This is a genomic window from Kitasatospora sp. NPDC001540, assembly GCF_042894345.1.
Lineage (GTDB): Bacteria > Actinomycetota > Actinomycetes > Streptomycetales > Streptomycetaceae > Kitasatospora > Kitasatospora phosalacinea_C.
On sequence record NZ_JBIAVO010000005.1, the window covers coordinates 139,095 to 154,704 of the forward strand.

At 74.3% G+C, this 15,610-nt stretch carries 16 protein-coding genes; 6 read left to right on the top strand and 10 right to left on the bottom strand.

All coding sequences use genetic code 11. The annotated features are described in order from the left end of the window. Window positions 1-19: 19 nt before the first annotated feature. On the bottom strand, window positions 20-970 hold the full coding sequence (locus ACFY00_RS09070; protein ID WP_388028880.1) for a MerR family transcriptional regulator: 951 nt from the start codon (window positions 968-970) through the stop codon (window positions 20-22). A gap of 113 nt (window positions 971-1,083) precedes the next feature. Here ACFY00_RS09070 and ACFY00_RS09075 point away from each other — a divergent pair, with 113 nt between their 5' ends. Continuing rightward, window positions 1,084-1,845, top strand: coding sequence for a GNAT family N-acetyltransferase (locus ACFY00_RS09075; RefSeq protein ID WP_388028883.1), 762 nt, complete (start codon window positions 1,084-1,086; stop codon window positions 1,843-1,845). Between the two features lie 164 nt (window positions 1,846-2,009). Here the strand turns inward: ACFY00_RS09075 and glnII are convergent, their stop codons facing one another. The 5 genes from glnII to ACFY00_RS09100 form a co-directional block, all read right to left on the bottom strand. After that, entirely contained in the window at window positions 2,010-3,032 is a 1,023-nt protein-coding gene (gene glnII / locus ACFY00_RS09080) for a glutamine synthetase (protein WP_388029202.1), read from the bottom strand. Between the two features lie 271 nt (window positions 3,033-3,303). Further along, a complete protein-coding gene (locus tag ACFY00_RS09085) occupies window positions 3,304-4,248 on the bottom strand; it encodes an SCO1860 family LAETG-anchored protein (RefSeq protein ID WP_388028885.1) in 945 nt (314 codons plus the stop codon). Between the two features lie 251 nt (window positions 4,249-4,499). Continuing rightward, entirely contained in the window at window positions 4,500-5,177 is a 678-nt protein-coding gene (locus tag ACFY00_RS09090; protein WP_388028888.1) for a uracil-DNA glycosylase, read from the bottom strand. 46 nt (window positions 5,178-5,223) lie between these two features. Further along, entirely contained in the window at window positions 5,224-5,727 is a 504-nt protein-coding gene (locus tag ACFY00_RS09095; RefSeq protein ID WP_388028890.1) for a hypothetical protein, read from the bottom strand. Between the two features lie 5 nt (window positions 5,728-5,732). Then, window positions 5,733-6,818 (bottom strand): amidohydrolase family protein, encoded by a 1,086-nt coding sequence (locus ACFY00_RS09100; protein ID WP_388028893.1) that lies wholly within the window; start codon window positions 6,816-6,818, stop codon window positions 5,733-5,735. A 120-nt stretch (window positions 6,819-6,938) separates the two neighbouring features. On the opposite strand from ACFY00_RS09100, the gene ACFY00_RS09105 reads away from it, so the two are divergent. Next, complete coding sequence (locus ACFY00_RS09105) at window positions 6,939-8,018, top strand: pyridoxal-phosphate-dependent aminotransferase family protein (RefSeq protein ID WP_388028894.1); 1,080 nt, start codon at window positions 6,939-6,941, stop codon at window positions 8,016-8,018. A 7-nt stretch (window positions 8,019-8,025) separates the two neighbouring features. On the opposite strand, the gene ACFY00_RS09110 is transcribed toward ACFY00_RS09105, so the two are convergent. After that, window positions 8,026-8,703, bottom strand: coding sequence for an SMI1/KNR4 family protein (locus ACFY00_RS09110; RefSeq protein ID WP_388028896.1), 678 nt, complete (start codon window positions 8,701-8,703; stop codon window positions 8,026-8,028). Window positions 8,704-8,842: 139 nt separating this feature from the next. On the opposite strand from ACFY00_RS09110, the gene ACFY00_RS09115 reads away from it, so the two are divergent. After that, complete coding sequence (locus tag ACFY00_RS09115) at window positions 8,843-10,447, top strand: TauD/TfdA family dioxygenase (protein ID WP_388028898.1); 1,605 nt, start codon at window positions 8,843-8,845, stop codon at window positions 10,445-10,447. A gap of 21 nt (window positions 10,448-10,468) precedes the next feature. Here the strand turns inward: ACFY00_RS09115 and ACFY00_RS09120 are convergent, their stop codons facing one another. The 3 genes from ACFY00_RS09120 to ACFY00_RS09130 all read right to left on the bottom strand — a co-directional run bounded on the left by ACFY00_RS09120 (window position 10,469) and on the right by ACFY00_RS09130 (window position 12,326). Then, window positions 10,469-11,041, bottom strand: coding sequence for an SMI1/KNR4 family protein (locus tag ACFY00_RS09120; RefSeq protein ID WP_388028901.1), 573 nt, complete (start codon window positions 11,039-11,041; stop codon window positions 10,469-10,471). A gap of 70 nt (window positions 11,042-11,111) precedes the next feature. Beyond that, window positions 11,112-11,516: a RidA family protein gene (locus ACFY00_RS09125; protein ID WP_388028904.1), complete on the bottom strand. Its 405-nt coding sequence runs from the start codon at window positions 11,514-11,516 to the stop codon at window positions 11,112-11,114. A 42-nt stretch (window positions 11,517-11,558) separates the two neighbouring features. After that, window positions 11,559-12,326 (bottom strand): GntR family transcriptional regulator, encoded by a 768-nt coding sequence (locus ACFY00_RS09130; RefSeq protein WP_388028907.1) that lies wholly within the window; start codon window positions 12,324-12,326, stop codon window positions 11,559-11,561. Between the two features lie 303 nt (window positions 12,327-12,629). Here ACFY00_RS09130 and ACFY00_RS09135 point away from each other — a divergent pair, with 303 nt between their 5' ends. Genes ACFY00_RS09135 through ACFY00_RS09145 form a run of 3 tightly spaced genes read left to right on the top strand, consistent with a single transcriptional unit; the run spans window position 12,630 to window position 15,588 of the window. Further along, the gene (locus ACFY00_RS09135; protein WP_388028909.1) at window positions 12,630-13,805 is read left to right on the top strand and encodes an ABC transporter substrate-binding protein; all 1,176 of its coding nucleotides are present in this window, start codon (window positions 12,630-12,632) and stop codon (window positions 13,803-13,805) included. Window positions 13,806-13,813: 8 nt separating this feature from the next. Then, complete coding sequence (locus ACFY00_RS09140) at window positions 13,814-14,773, top strand: ABC transporter permease (RefSeq protein ID WP_388028911.1); 960 nt, start codon at window positions 13,814-13,816, stop codon at window positions 14,771-14,773. After that, window positions 14,761-15,588: an ABC transporter permease gene (locus ACFY00_RS09145; RefSeq protein ID WP_388028913.1), complete on the top strand. Its 828-nt coding sequence runs from the start codon at window positions 14,761-14,763 to the stop codon at window positions 15,586-15,588. The genes ACFY00_RS09140 and ACFY00_RS09145 overlap by 13 nt, the downstream gene beginning before the upstream one ends. Window positions 15,589-15,610: the final 22 nt, after the last annotated feature.

Here is a 15,610-nt window from a genome sequence, read left to right on the forward strand (position 1 = left end):
AGAGCGCCCCGCACCCGGTTCATCCGGCCGCCCGCAGCGCGGCGGTGAACCAGCCGAACACGGGCGCCAGTTCGGGCGGGTCGGGCCAGTCGTTGATCCGGGCGAGCAGCCGCCAGTAGCGCTCGACCCGGGGGTCGGCGGCCACGTCCAGGCGGCGCAGCAGCCAGCCGCGCAGGGCGGCGTCGTCCGGGCGGTCGAACACCTCGGCGTAGCGGGCGGTGAGGGCGGCCACCGCGGTGGCGGCGGCGGGGCTGTCGGGGGCGGTGCCCGCGGCGAGCGCCTCGGTGACCACCGTCCGCACCTGCTCGGTGAGTTCGTGGTGCAGGCCGGTGGTGTCGCCCTCGGCGCGCTGCTCGGCCTGGTAGGCGGCCATCCGGCGGACGGCGGCCCGGAAGTCCTGGTCGCGGGTGAGTTCGGCGAGTTCGACCCAGGCGGTGACCTGTTCGGCGCTCGGGTCCTCGGGCAGGTCGGGCACGGCGGTGCGCAGCAGGGCGACGAGTTCGGGGTTGGCGTCGGCGGTGCCGAAGGTGTCGTCGAGGAACTCCTCGATCAGGCGCCGCCGTTCCTCGGCGGACAGTCGGAGCAGTCGGTGCATCAGTGCGGTCTCCTCGGGGTCGGTGCCGCGGGCGGCCGCGGTGCGCAGCACGGCGCGCTGGCGGCGCAGCGTGCGGATCTGCAGGTCCAGCGCGTCGGCGTGCGCCCGGGCCACCTCGGCGAGGCTCTCCTCGCGTTCCAGGACCCGTCGCACCGCGTCCAGCCCGAGGCCCAACTCGCGTAGCGTGCGCACGAGTTCGAGCCGGGCCAGGGCCTCGGCGCCGTAGCGCCGGTAGCCCGCCGCGGTGCGGTCGGTGGACGGCACCAGGCCGGTGTCCGAGTAGTACCTGATGGTCTTCACCGTCAGCCCGGTGCGCCGCGCCAGCGCGCCGATCGTCAGCAACCCGTCGTCGTCCGTACCGCCCGTGCCGTCCATGCCCACCACCCTGCCGTCTCCCCCGGCGGGAGACTCAAGCGGGGGCGGGACGGCGGGAGCCCGGTCCGACAAACGGCTCGAAGCGGACGGCGGGGGCGGCCTACGATGGCCGGATGGTCGAGGAGAGCCTGCGGGTCGCCCTGGAGTTCCGTCGCACCTTCGCCCGCCGACAGGCCGCCGAGGTGGTGGAACTGCCGGGCGGCTTCGGGGTGTTGAGCGAGGAGTACGCGTACTCGCACGAGCACAACCAGCTGGTCCTGGACGCCCCGCCGAGCGGGGTCGACGTCGCCGGGCTGGCGGAACAGGTGCTCGGGCACCTGGGGCACCGGCGGATCTCGGTGTTCGACGACGCGTCCGCGCTGGCCCTCGCGCCGGGGCTGGTGGCCGCCGGGTACCGGCACGAGACCGAGGTGGTGATGGTCCACCGCGGCCCGGTCCCGCCCGGCGGCGGCGCCGGGCCGGTCACGCTGGCCGAGCTGGCCCCCGCCCTGGAGCGGCAGTGGCGCTGCTGGCTGCCGTGGGCCGCGGACGAGTCGATCGCCCAACTGGTGGACCGCCGCACCGCCCGCGCCGCGGGCGCCGAGCGGGTGCTGACGCTGGCCGCCCGGGACGTCGACGGCGAGTTCGGCTCCTGGGCCGACCTCTACCAGGACGCCGCGGGCACCGCCCAGATCGAGGACCTGGCCACCGCCGAGGACCGCCAGCGCCGCGGCCTGGCCGACGCCGTCCTCGCCACCGCCCTGCGGCTGGCCGCCGACCGCTCCCCCGACGGCCTGCGCTTCCTGGTCGCCGACGCCGAGGACTGGCCCCAGCAGTGGTACGCCCGGCGCGGCTTCACCGCCGTCGGACGCACGCACGGCTTCGTCCGGATGTGAGCCGGGTGTGCGCACCGCCGCACACCCGACCCGGACCGCCCGTGAGGCGCACGACACACCGCCGTCAAACGCCGGAAACCGCCTCCGGGAACGGCAGCGCCCGCCGTCCCCCTCGCGGGGACCGGCGGGCGCTGCCGTGCGGTACTGCCGTGCCTACGGGCGGATCAGACCTGGCCGGCCTTCTCCAGGGCCTCGCAGCAGGTGTTGATCAGGAGGCGGGTGACCACGTACGGGTCGACGTTCGCGTTCGGGCGGCGGTCCTCGATGTAGCCCTTCTGCTCCACCTCGACCTGCCACGGGATGCGGACCGAGGCGCCGCGGTTGGACACGCCGTAGGAGTAGACGTTCCACGGGGCGGTCTCGTGCTTGCCGGTCAGGCGGGACTGGATGTCGTCACCGTACTGGTTGACGTGCTCCAGGACCTTCTCCTGGGAGGCGCCGAGCGACTCGCAGGCGGTGATGATGGCGTCGTAGCCCTCGCGCATCGCCTTGGTGGAGAAGTTGGTGTGCGCGCCCGCGCCGTTCCAGTCGCCCCGGGCCGGCTTGGCGTCCAGGGTGGCGTCGATGCCGAACTCCTCGGCGGTGCGGTAGAGCAGGTAGCGGGCGATCCACAGGTCGTCCGAGACGGTCAGCGCGTCGACGGGGCCGATCTGGAACTCCCACTGGCCGGGCATGACCTCGGCGTTGATGCCGCAGATCGCCAGGCCGGCGTCGAGGCAGCGGTCGAGGTGCAGCTCGACGATCTCGCGACCGAAGACCTCCTCGGCGCCGACGCCGCAGTAGTAGCCGCCCTGCGGGGCCGGGTAGCCGCCCTCCGGGAAGCCGAGCGGGCGGGAGCCCTTGAAGAAGGTGTACTCCTGCTCGATGCCGAAGATCGACTCCTGCGCGGCGTAGCGCTCGGCGACCTCGCGCAGCGCGGCACGGGTGTTGGTCTCGTGCGGGGTGCCGTCGATCTCCAGCACCTCGCACAGCACGAGGATGTTGTCACCGCCGCGGATCGGGTCCTTGACGACCTTCACCGGGTCCAGCACGCGGTCGGAGGCGTGGCCCTCGGCCTGGTTGGTCGACGAGCCGTCGAAGCCCCAGGTGGGGATCTTGTCCGCGTTCGGCAGCACCCGGGTCTTGGAACGGAGCTTCGCGGTCGGCTTGGTGCCGTCGATCCAGATGTACTCGGCCTTGATCGCCACTGCGGTGATCCTCACTGCTTGGGTGGTGGGTGCCCGCGTAGCGTCGCAAGCCGCCGTTTCCCGGTTGTTCCTCCTATGTAACGCCCATGTGAACCAACGGTCCGCAGTGGCGGGTTCACCCTGGGAGAAGGAACGTCTCGCGATGCGAACGCAGTTCTGGGACGGAAGGGGCGGAACGGGCGGCGGGCCGGACGCCCCGCAGGACGCCCGGCCCGCCGATCGGCGCAGCTCCTCGGCTCAGCCCGTCGGCTCAGCCCGTCGGCTCAGCCCGTCAGCGGTGCCGGGCGTGCGCCGCCCGCCGCCGCCGCGTCATCCACACCGCGGCGCCACCGGCCACCAGCAACGTCCCGCCGCCCGCGGCCAGCGCCGTCGTCCCGGACGAACCGGTGGACGCCAACTGCTCGCCGGCCGCCGCCGGCACCGCCCGGTTCTGCGCGCTCGCGGGGGCCGAGGCCGCCGGGGAGGAGGCGGGGGGCGAGGAGACCGCGGCCGGGACGACCGCGGCGACCGGCTTCTCGCAGGACACCGAGGCGACCCGCACCGTGCCGCTCACCTTCGCCACGTTCAGGTTCAGCGGGTTCAGCACGACCTTGACCTCCAGCGCGGAGGCCGCCGCCGTGCTGCTGGTGACGGTCTTCTTCGCGAACTCGACGTCCACCGAGCCGATCGCCGGAACGTCCACGTGGGTCGGCGAGTTGAGGCCCACCGTGACCGACCTGCCCAGCACCGTCAGCTTCGCCGGGGCGGTGACGTCGGCCGTCGGCGGCCCGTCCACCGGGCAACTGGCCTGGGCGCTCATCGCCTCCAGCCCCAGCAGCGTGGTCAGCGGCAGGCCCGGCACGTGCACGTCGGCGTCCACCAGCTTCACGGACGCCGAGGCCAGCTCGTCGTCCACCTTGGCGACCGACCGGCCCACCTCCGCCTTGACCAGCGTCACCGGCCGCCCGCCGTCCACCCCGTCGACCTTGGCGGTCAGCACCGCGCCGTCCCGCTGCGCGGGCGACTCGACCCGGTTCAGCGCCACGTCGACCGGCACGTCCACCGCGTTCAGCAGCGTCACGTCCAGGGCCAGTTCGGCCGTCACCGCGCTCGCCCTCCCCGGCTTCGCGGGCGTACCGGCGGCGGCATCGGCGGCCGAGGCCGAGGACACCGGCAACCCCACCGTGAGGGCGGACACCGCAAGGGCCGACGCGGCGACCGAACGCAGAACAGACATGACAGGAAACCCCCACACGTGGTGAACGGCAGAGCGCACCCGCAGCCTCACCCGGCGCACCGCACGGGGAGGGGACTCGCGCTCTCGACTCCCGTCAGTCTCTTCGAACAGTGCGTCACCCCAGCAACACGGAGCGTCATTTCACTCCTTCGAGTGAGGTTGACGTTCTGGAGTGACCATTTCCGGAAGCAATCCGGCACCGGGGAAACCTTTCAGCAGGCCCCCGGCGGCCCCCGTGGGCCCGACAGGGCCTAGGGCAGGCGCCAGTCGACGGGCTGGCCGCCCTGGCCCACCAGCAGGTCGTTGGCCCTGCTGAACGGGCGGGAGCCGAAGAAGCCGCTGCTCGCCGAGTAGGGGCTGGGGTGCGGCGACTCGATGCAGGGGACCTGGCCCAGCCACGGCTTGAGCTCGCGGGCGTCGCGGCCCCACAGGATCGCGACGAGCGGGCCGCCGCGGGCCGCGAGCGCCTTGATGGCCTGCTCGGTGACGGCCTCCCAGCCCTTGCCGCGGTGCCCGTTGGTCTTGCGGGCCTGGGTGGTGAGGGCCCGGTTGAGCAGCAGCACGCCCTGGTTCGCCCACGGGGTGAGGTCGCCGTTGGAGGGGGCCGGGAGGCCGAGGTCCTGGCAGTACTCCTGGTAGATGTTGACCAGGCTGGGCGGCACCGGGCGGACGTCGGGGGCGACGGAGAAGCTGAGGCCGACGGCGTGCCCGGGGGTGGGGTACGGGTCCTGCCCGACGATCAGCACCCGGACGTCGGCGAACGGCTGCTGGAACGCCCGCAGGACCTGCGGGCCGGGCGGCAGGTAGGACCGGCCCGCCGCGATCTCGGCGCGCAGGAAGTCGCCCATCGCGGCGACCTGTCCGGCGACCGGTGCGAGGGCCTGGGCCCAGCCGGGTTCAACAACTTCGTGCAAGGGTCGAGCAGCCATGACGGAAGCCTATCGGCCGCACTGACAACCGGAGTTCGCGAGGGTCTCAGGGCTGCTCGGCGCAGGACCGGAAGGGCACCCCGAGCGCGGCGGCGACCTGCCGGCCGAGCCACTCGGCGGCGGCCTCGGCGGGCGGACGGCCGTCGGCGGGTTCGCCGGGGACGAGGTGGCGGGCGGCGGTGGCGGCGTCCACGACGGTCAGCACCCGGCTGCCGTCCGCGCCGGTCACCAGTAGCTCGACGCCCGCCGCGGAGCGGGCCGCCACGACGCCGAGGACCGGCCCGTCCGCCGCGGCGACCCGTCCGGTGAGCGCCTCGGCGTCCGCGAGGGGGTCGGGCGGGGTCGGCCGCAGCTGCCGGTGGCGCTCCTCCAGGAGTTCCCGACCCTCCCGGACGCCGCTGCCGTCCGCGTCCCGCAGCAGCCCGAGCGCGTGGACGAAGCGCCCCCGCAGCAGCTCCCCGTCGATCCGCCCACGCACCTCGGCGGGCAGCGCCGCCCAGCGGGCGAGGGCCTGCGCGCCGGTCGATCCCGCGGACGGCCCGCTGCCCACCGCCCTCACACCACCCGCCCGTTGAGCACCACGTGCGCCGGTGCGGCCAGCACCCGCAGGTCGGTGCGCGGGTCGGCCTCGTAGAGGACGAGGTCGGCGGGGGCGCCCTCGGTGAGGCCCGGGCGGCCGAGCCACTCGCGGGCGGACCAGGTGGTGGCGGCGAGGGCTTCGAGGGGGGTGAGCCCGGCCTTGGTGAGTTCCGCCGCCTCCTCGGCGACCAGGCCGTGGGCGAGCGAGCCGCCCGCGTCGGTGCCGACGTAGATCGGGATGCCCGCGTCGTGCGCGGCGCCGACGGTGTCGTAGCGACGGGCGTGCAGGCGACGCATGTGGGCGGACCAGGCGGGGAACTTGGCCTCGCCGCCGAGGGCGAGCCGGGGGAAGGTGGCGATGTTGACGAGGGTGGGGACGATCGCGACGCCGCGTTCGACGAAGGCGGGGATGAGGTCCTCGGTGAGGCCGGTGGCGTGCTCGACGCAGTCGATCCCGGCGGCGAGCAGGTCGGGCAGCGAGGCGGTGGCGAAGCAGTGCGCGGTGACCCGGGCGCCTTCGGCGTGGGCGGCGGCGATCGCCTCGGCGAGGGCGTCGCCGGGCCAGCAGGCGGTGAGGTCGCCCGCCTCGCGGTCGATCCAGTCGCCGACGAGCTTGACCCAGCCGTCGCCGCGCCGGGCCTCGGCGGCGACGTACGCGGCGAGGTCGCCGGGTTCGATCTCGTGGGCGTAGTTGCGGATGTAGCGACGGGTGCGGGCGATGTGCCGACCGGCCCGGATGATCTTCGGGAGGTCGTCGCGGTCGTCGATCCAGCGGGTGTCGGCGGCGGATCCGGCGTCGCGGATCAGCAGGGTCCCGGCGTCCCGGTCGGTGCGCGCCTGCTTCTCGCTGGTGTCGCGGTCGACGGCGCCGTGCGCGTCCAGGCCGACGTGGCAGTGGGCGTCGACCAGGCCGGGCAGGACCCAGCCGGTGAGGGTGGCGGACGGTTCGGCGGCGGGGCGTTCGAAGGTCACCCGCCCGTCCACGGCCCAGAGTTCGTCCCGGACGTCCTCGGGGCCGACCAGCACCCGGCCCTTGATGTGCAGCACCCCGCGCTCTGTCATGCCTGGCACTGTACTCGGCGCCGTTCGCCGGCCCGCGGGCGTTCTGCGGCAGACTGTTCGACGGCGACCCTCCGCCCGCCGGTCCGTTCCGGCGCCCGCCGTCCCGAAAGGCCCTTCCGGATGCTGCTCGACCTCCCCCCGATGACCGCCGACCGGTTCGCCGCGATCGAGGACGCGGTGGCGGCGCTGCTGCGCACCCGCAACGACGTGATCGTCACCCAGGGCGAGGCGCTGCTGCCGCTGGAGGCGGCGATCAAGGGCGCGGCGCACCCGGGTTCGACCGCGCTGAACGTGGTCACCGGCCCGTACGGGCAGACCTTCGGCGGCTGGCTGCGCGCCGCCGGGGCGAAGGTGGTCGACCTGACGGTGCCGTACGACACGGCGGTGGGCGCCGAGCAGGTCGCGGCGGCGCTGGACGAGCACCCGGAGATCGACTTCGTCTCGCTGGTGCACGCCGAGGCGGCGACCGGCAACACCAACCCGGTCGCGGCGATCGCCGAGGTGGTGCGGCGGCACGGGGCGCTGCTGATGCTGGACGCGGTGGCCTCGGTGGCCGCCGAGCCGCTGCTGACCGACGAGTGGGGCGTCGACCTGTGCGTGATCGGCGGGCAGAAGGCGATGGGCGGCCCGGCGGGCGTCTCGGCGGTGTCGGTGAGCGAACGGGCCTGGCAGCGGATCGCCGCCAACCCGGCCGCGCCGCGCCGCTCCTACCTCTCCCTGCTGGACTGGAAGGAGCGCTGGACGGACGCCGGTCGCACCCAACTGCCGCACGCCCCGGCCCAGTTGGAGATGCTCGCACTGGAGGAATGCCTGGCCGCGATCGAGGCCGAGACGCTGGACGCGGTCATCGCCCGCCACCGCGCCGCGGCCGCCGCCACCCGCGCGGGCGCCCTCGCCCTGGGCACCGTCGCCCCGTACGTGCTGCGCGCCGAGCACGCCGCCCCGGTCGCCACCACGCTGCGCACCCCCCTGGGCACCAACGCGGCCGACCTGGCCGCCGAAGTGCGCCGCCGCGCCCCGCAGTTGCCCGTCCAGGCGGGCGGCGCGCTGGCCGCCACCATGCTCCGGCTCAACCACTACGGCCCGGCGGCCAACCCGGAGACCGTCATCGCTACCCTGGAACTCCTCGCCCAGGCCACCGGCGCCCCCGCCGCGGCCGCGGTCGCGGCGGCCACCGAGGCCTGGGAGCAGGCAATCTGACGAGGAGTCAGTAGTTGAGCCAGGACACCGGCAGCTGCTCGCACAGTTCGTCGAGCGTTTCTTCGCTGACCGCCCGCATCGCCACCCAGGAGCCGTCCTGGACGAGCAGCAGGGCGTCCGGGCGGGCGAAGAGGCGGCCGTCGACGCCGGGTTCGTAGAGGCGGGGCAGCTCGGTCCAGCCGGTGAGGTCGGCGGGGTCGACGTCTCCGGCGTCGGTGTACGCGTCCTGGTCGAGCAGCGGTTCGGTGAGGACGACGGCGAGGAGTGCGGTGGAGAGGCGGGCCGTCCACGGGGTGGTCTCCGGGTCCGCGGCGTCCGGCCAGACGACGGTCGGCGGGTCGTCCTGGTCGAGGGCGGCGAGCGGGATCCCCCAGTAGGCGCAGCCCTGGTTCTCGACCCGGTGGACCAGGCAGTCCCGGTCGACGTACAGCTCGGCGGGCGGCAGCAGGGTGTCGTGGTTGCTGGTGAGGTCGGGGCGGTTGCCGAGCAGCCGGTGCGCCTCGCGCAGCGCGGCGGGCAGGCGCAGGCCGAGGCGGGCCTCGGCCGCGTCGAGTTCGGCGTCGGTGCAGCCGTCGCCGGGGCGCAGCGGGGCGTTCCAGAAGGCGGCGACGTCGGCGATCAGCCGCCAGGCGGCGGCGCGGTCGGCGAGGGCGGTGGGGAGGTCACGGGCCAGGTCGAGCGTCATGCGGGCAGGGTAGCCCCGGGCGCGGACAGGGTTCGGCCGCCGGTGGCCCGGCGTTCACCGGGCGGGCGGGTGGTGGACGTCCGGGCGGTCTTGGCTGGGCAGCCCCGCGAAGTTGGCTGGACAACTGGAGGCTGACCCGATGCCCGTGCCCCCCGTGCCCCACCCGTACTGGCTGCGCGACAACTGCCCGTGCCCCGAGTGCCGCGACCCGCGCGGCGGGCAGAAGCTGTTCCAGATCGGCGACCTGCCGGAGGGCCTGTCCGCCGTCGGGGCGACCCGGGACGCCACCGGGCTGACGGTGCGCTGGTCCGACGGCCACCGTTCGCACTACCCCACCGGGTGGGACGCGCCCGCCGGGCCGGACGAGCGCACCGAGCACGCCAAGCGGCTGTGGGAGGCCGCCGACTTCGCCCGCGGCCTGCCCGAGGCCGACTGGACGGCGTACCTGGCCGACCCGGAGGAGCGGATCGCGGTGCTGGCCGCCGTCCGCCGCTCGGGGTTCGCGCTGCTGCGCGGCGTCCCGGTCGAGGAGGGGCAGGTGCTGCGGGTGGCACGGAGCTTCGGGTACGTCCGGGAGACCAACTACGGCGAGCTGTTCGACGTCCGGGTGGAGCCCGACCCGGCGAACCTGGCGTTCACCGGCCGCGCCATCGCCCCGCACACCGACAACCCGTACCGCGACCCGGTGCCCACCCTGCAACTGCTGCACTGCCTGCGCAACGACAGCGCGGGCGGCGACTCCGGGCTGGTCGACGGGTTCCGGGCGGCCGCGCTGCTGCGCGAGCAGGACCCGGCCGCGTTCGCCCTGCTGGCCCGCACGCCGGTGCCGTTCCGCTACCGCGACCGGGGCGCCGAACTCTCCGCCGAGCGCCCGATGATCGGCCTCGACCCGCGCGGCGCGATCCGCGAGGTCCGCTTCAACAACCGCTCCGCCGGGTCGCCGCACGGCCTGGCCCCCGCCGAGCTGGACGCCTTCTACGCCGCCTACCGCCGTTTCGCCGCGATCACCCTGCGCCCGGAGCTGCGGCTGGAGTTCCGGCTCGGCCCCGGCGACTGCCTGCTCCTCGACAACACCCGCCTGCTGCACGCCCGCACCGCCTTCGAACCCGGCGACGCCACCCGGGAGGGCACCGGCCACCGCCACCTGCAGGGCTGCTACGCCGACCTGGACGCGCTCTCCTCCACCCTGGCGGTGCTGCGCCGCACCACCGCCGTGCTGGACGAACTGGAGGCCCTGTTCGAGGGCGAGGGCTCCGCCGAGTACCTGGGCGAGGCCGTCACCCTGGCCGCGCACATGCTGCAGGCGGCCGCCCTGGCCCGCGCCGCCGACGCCCCGCCCGCCCTGGTGGCCGCCGCCCTGCTGCACGACATCGGCCACTTCCGGGGCAGCGGGCGGGAGTTGATGGCGGGCACCGACAACCGGCACGGCGAGAGCGCGGCCGCCCGGCTGGCCCCGCACTTCCCGTCCGCCGTCACCGAACCGGTCCGCCTGCACGTCGCGGCCAAGCGCTACCTGTGCACGGCCGAGCCCGGCTACGTCGACCTGCTCTCCCCCGCCTCCGTCCACACCCTCGCCCTGCAGGGCGGCCCGATGCCCCCGGACGAGGCCGCCGCCTTCGCCGCCCACCCCTTCGGCGCCGACGCGGTGGCCGTCCGCCGCTGGGACGAGGCCGCCAAGGACCCGGCCGCAGCCACCCCGACCTTCGCCGAATTCAGGCCGCTGCTGCGGGAGTTGATGCGCTGAGCGACGGCCGCCCGCAGGGGCTCACCACTCCTCGACCACGGGCCGGACCCGGGGCAGCGCCCACGGTTCCACCGCACCGCCGACCAGGTCGGCCAGGAACTGGACGGCCCCGCCGGTGTAGTGCCACCACGCGGAGCTCCGGGAGGCGACGGTGACCGTCCACTCCCGGGGCTCCGCCGGGTCGGTGGTCCACAGCAGGAAGTCGCCCTGGCTCGACACGGCCCAGGGCAGCAGGCCGCCCGGGACGGGGTAGGCGTGCAGCGGCACCTCCAGGTCGGCCTCCGCGCACCACTCCTCGACGGTCTCCAGCAGCTCGTACCGCCCCTGCACCCAGGCGTCTTCGTTGCCGGGGGACAGGCCGCCGACGCCGAGGAAGTCGCCGAGCACGAAGGGCGGGTAGCGCTCGCACAGGAGCCGGTAGTCGGCCGGCAGGGCCGTGCCCAGCCCGGCTTCCACGCGCTGCCAGTCGATGGCGCGGGGCTCCGGGAACCGCAGCGCGGCCAGGCCGGGCACCGCGCGTTCCAGGTGCCCGAGCGCCTCCGCCGGGTCGGTCGTGCGCCGCTCGGGCGCCTGGGTGCCGACGAGATGGTCCATCCGACCAGCCTGCCAGAGCGCCGTCCGGCCGCCCGGGGCGGCCCCGGCGGAAGTCCGGCGGGGTGGTGCCTCAGGGCAGCGCCGCCGTCAGGTCCACCTCGACCAGCTGCCCGGAGTAGCCGAGCGCGGCGACCCCGAGCAGGGTGGAGGCGGTGCCGAAGGCGGGGCCGAGCGGGGAGGCGGTCAGGCGGCGCCAGGCCCCGCCGAGTACCTCGCTGCGGTCGCTGACCACGTGGACCACCGACCGCACCACCCGCTCCGGCCCGACGCCGATCGCGGCCAGCGCCGTCATCGCGTTGGCCACCACCTGGTCGATCTGGGCGTCCAGGTCTCCCGCGCCGACCAGCTCCTCGTCGGCGTCCAGCGGGCACTGCCCGGCCAGGTGCGCGGTGCGCCCGGCCTCCACCACCGTGATGTGCGCGTACCCGGCGGTGGGGTGGAGTTCCGGCGGGTCGATGCGCGTGATGTCGCTCATCCGGCGATTCTCACCGCGGCCGGGCCCGACGGCACCCGGTTTTCAGTCCTCGTCCCGGGCGTGCCGCGAAAGGGCGGACGAGGCCAGCGAGTTGTGGATGGAGAAGGCGACGGTGCCGGGCAGGTACCGGTCCTGGGACCACTCGACGGGGGTGCCGGTGGGGTCGGTGGTGCGGCGCTTCTCGCGCAGCAGGGGGCTGCCGCGGCGGCAGGAGAGCAGGCGGGCGTCGTCGGCGTTGGCGGTGACCACGTCGATGGTGTGGTCGGCGTCGGTGAACAGGATGCCGTGCTCGCGCAGGGGTTCGGTGTGCGAGACCACGTCGGGCGGCAGCTGGGCGACCAGCTCGCCGACCCGGGGCGGGTAGACGGTGCGCTCGACCATCACGGGGGTGCCGGAGAGGGTGCGCAGCCGCAGCGTGACGTAGACCTCGGTGCCGGGTTCGAGGCGCAGTTGTTCGCGTTCGGCGGCGTCGGCGGGGCGGCGGACCAGCGATTCGAGCCGACCGCCGGGCTCCTCGCCCATCGAGCGGGCCCAGTGGGTGAAGGAGAGCAGCTCGGAGAAGGACTGGACGCGGGCGCTGCCGAGCACGACCCGGCGGGTGCCGCGGCGGGAGGTGACCAGCCCGTCGGCGCGCAGCAAGGCGAGGGCCTGCCGGACGGTGCCGCGGGAGACGCCGTACTGCTCGGCGAGGGCGCCCTCGGCCGGCAGGCGTCCGGCCTCGCCGAACGAGCCGGAGGTGATCGCCTCGCGCAGGTCGGCGGCCACCTTGCGGTAGAGCGAGCCGGCGGCGCGGTCCTGGTCGAGTGCCACGTGCGTCGAGTTCCCTTGCCTGGTAAGGAGATTGGGCCGTGTCCTGCGCGTGACCGCGCGTACACCACTGACTGTAGCCGCTGCCCGGAGGGCTCCCCGTCCCGGGCGCGACCGTTCCCGCAGCCGACCCCCGTCCTGGGCCGTCCGTTCACCTTCCCGTCACCGGCCTCGGGCGTACTTGCTTCCGGCGACGGAAGTTGGCTGGCCAACTTGGCCGGACAACCGGCCTCGCCGCGCACCGAACACCCTCGCACGACCTTCCTCGTGACCTCTGCAGCTCCCCTTCCTCCAGGAGACCCTCCCGTGACCGTGCACCGCCACCGCGCCGCCGCCCTCGCGGCCGTGCTGACCGCTGCCGCGCTCTCCCTCTCCGCCTGCGGCTCCGCCGGCTCGTCCGCCAGGTCCGGTGAGGCCGCCAAGGCCGGCGGCGGCACGGTGGACGCGCGGACCGCGACCTCGCTGGCCGACTTCGGCGGCCTGGACGGCCTGGTGGCCGCCGCGAAGAAGGAGGGCAAGCTGCACGTCATCACCCTGCCGCGCGACTGGGCGAACTACGGCAAGCTGATGGACGACTTCAAGGCGAAGTACGGCATCGAGATCGAGGACGAGAACCCGGACGGCTCCAGCCAGGACGAGATCAACGCGATCAAGTCCCGCAAGGGCCAGGACCGCGCCCCCGACACCGTCGACCTGGGCTCGGCGTTCGCGCTGTCCGCCGCCAAGGAGGGCCTGCTCGCCCCGTACAAGGTGGCCTCCTTCGACAAGGTCCCGGCCACCATGAAGGACCCGGCCGGCCTGCGGGTCAACGACTACGGCGGCTACGTCTCGATCGGCTGCGACGCCAAGAAGGTCGCGGTCTGCCCGAAGACCTTCGCCGACCTGCTCAAGCCCGAGTACAAGGGCCAGGTCGCGCTGAACGGCAACCCGACCAAGTCCGGTTCGGCGTTCGGCGGCGTGTACGCGGCCGCGCTGGCCAACGGCGGCTCGCTGGACAACATCCAGCCCGGCATCGACTTCTTCGCCAAGCTGAAGCAGTCCGGCAACTTCAACCCGGTCGAGTCCACCCCGGCGACCATCGAGAAGGGCGAGACCCCGATCTCGATCGACTGGTCGTACCTGAACGCGGGCTACACCGACGAGTTCAAGGGCAAGGGCATCGACTGGCAGGTCGCCGTCCCGACCGACGGCTCCTACGCCCAGTACTACAACCAGGCCATCAACAAGGACGCCCCGCACCCGGCGGCCGCCCGCCTGTGGATGGAGTACCTGTACTCGGCCGAGGGCCAGAACGGCTTCCTGGGCGGCTACGCCACCCCGGCGCTGTTCGACGCGATGAAGGCGGACGGCACCCTGGACGCCACCGCCGCGGCCAAGCTGCCCGCCGTCGAGAAGCCGTTCACCACCTTCCCGAGCTCGGAGCAGGTCGACGCGGCCAAGAAGGTGCTGACCGACAACTGGGCCAAGGCCATCGCGGGCTGATCACCGACATGACCACGGCCCCCACCCCGGTGCCGGCCCCGGCCGCCGCTGACCCCAGCGGCGGCCCGGGCGCCCCCGGCACCGCCACCGCCTCCCCCACCACTCCGCCCCGCGCCGGACGCCGCCCGCGCGGCGGAGCCTGGCTGGCCACCGTGCCGCTGCTGGCCTTCTTCCTGGTCGGCTTCGGCCTGCCCGCCGTCGCCATCCTGACCGGCGCGTTCACCGTCTCCAGCGACGCGGAGACCGGCGCCGGCTCGTTCACCACCGCCAACCTGACCGCCTCGATGCAGGGCGCGTACTGGACGGCGCTGCTCTCCAGCCTGAAGCTGTCCGCACTGACCGCGCTGATCGGCACCGTGCTCGGCGTCCCGATCGCCCAGGCGGTGCTGACCTCCCGGTTCCGGCTGCTGCGCGAGGCGGTGCTGACCGCCTCCGGCGTGCTCGCCAACTTCGGCGGCCTGCCGCTGGCGTTCGCCTTCGTCGCCACCCTCGGCAACGCGGGCGAGCTGACCAAGCTGTTCCACCTGACCGACCACGGCTGGTCGCTGTACAGCTTCACCGGCCTGACCGTCACCTACCTGTACTTCCTGGTACCGCTGATGGTCCTCACCATCACCCCCGCCCTGGAGGGCCTGCGCCTGCAGTGGCGCGAGGCCGCCCGCAACAACCGGGCCACCACCCTGCAGTACTGGCGGTACGTCGCGCTGCCGGTCCTGTTCCCCTCGCTGCTCGGCGGCTTCGTGCTGCTGTTCGGCTCGGCGTTCGCCGCGTACGCCACCGCCGCCGCGATGGTCGGCGCGACCGTGCCGCTGATCAGCCGCCAGATCGCCGACGCGCTCTCCGGCAACGTGCTGGTCGGCCAGGGCAACCTGGCGCTGGCGCTCAGCCTCGACATGATCGTCGTCGCCGCCCTGGTGATGGCCGTCTACCTGCCCCTCCAGCGCCGGAGTGCCCGATGGCTCAGCTGATCTCCCGCCTGCGGCTCTGGCGCGGCGCGGTCCTGCTGCTGGCGGGCCTGTACTTCCTCGTCCCGATGGCCGCCTCGGTCTGGTTCTCGATCGACGACGCCCGGGGCGTCTCCTTCGACGCCTACACCGGGCTGCTCTCCGCCCCCGGCTTCACCGACAGCCTGGTGCTGACCCTGGAGCTGGCCGCCGTCACCGTCGTGGTGCTGCTGCTCCTGCTGGTGCCCGCGATGATCGCGGTCCGGCTCGGCGCGCCGAAGCTCCGCCCGGTGCTCGAAGTGGTCTGCACCCTGCCGCTGGTGGTGCCGCCGGTCGCGCTGACCGCCGGCCTGATCGGCGTGCTGCGCTGGGGCCCGGACCACCTGATGGACACGCCGTTCTTCCAGACCTTCGTGTTCGTCCAGCAGCCGGAGTTCCCGCTCGTCCTGGTCATCGCGTACGTCCTGATGGCCCTGCCGCTGGCCTACCGCGCCCTGGACTCCGGGCTGCGCGCCGTGGACGTGCGCACCCTGGTCGAGGCCGCCCGCAACTGCGGCGCCTCCTGGCCGCGGGCCGTGCTCTCGGTGATCGTGCCGAACCTGCGCGGCGCGCTGCTGAACGCCGCCTTCCTGACCCTGGCCCTGGTGCTGGGCGAGTTCACCACCGCCTCGATCCTCGGCTACCAGCCCTTCGCCGTCTGGATCTACTCGGTCGGCAACAGCCGGGGCCAGATGTCCGTCGCGGTGTCCGTGCTCAGCCTGCTGATCACCTGGGTGCTGCTGCTCCTGCTGGCCGCCGCCGGCCGCGAGCGCCGCCACCGGACCACCGCCACCTCCTGAGACGCCCCCGGAGACCGCCACC